Origin of the sequence: Streptomyces sp. DH12 (genome assembly GCF_020873895.1) — a bacterium.
Classification (GTDB): Bacteria; Actinomycetota; Actinomycetes; order Streptomycetales; family Streptomycetaceae; genus Streptomyces.
Genome location: NZ_JAHWGT010001211.1, coordinates 1 through 437 on the forward strand (window position 1 = coordinate 1; position 437 = coordinate 437).

The window sequence follows — 437 nt, forward strand, 5'->3', positions numbered from 1 at the left end:
ACTCATGGGGCCGGGCCCTGCCCGCGGTGGTGATCCCGGCGCAGCTCGCGGCGGCGCTCGCGGTCGTGGAGGCGGGGGCGCGGCGGGTGCGGGCGGTGTGGGCGGCGCTGCTCGCCGTGGCGCTGTCGGCCGGCGCCTGCGCGCAGGCGGGCGCGCTCGGGTACGGGGTCCCGGCCGACGCGCTGCCCGGTCCGGTCGCGGAGAAGTACCGGCGGCCGTGGCCGGGGTACGGGTGGAACACCCGCTGGGTGCGGTACGGCGACGTCGTCATGGCCGAGGGCCGGGTCGCCCGCCAGGTGCCCGCCTACGGCCCCTACACGGTCGCCCCCGGCTACCCGGACTTCTTCCTCGCCGACGAGGAGCGCCGTACGGCCGCCACCGAGGCGTACTTCGCCGCGGGCACGTCCGCGGCCGAGCGACGGCGCACCGAGCGGGAG

Annotated in this window: 1 pseudogene; it reads left to right on the top strand. The window is 79.4% G+C overall.

The window, feature by feature from the left end:
* Positions 1–437, top strand: a pseudogene (locus LPA54_RS39295) (hypothetical protein); the annotation flags it as partial.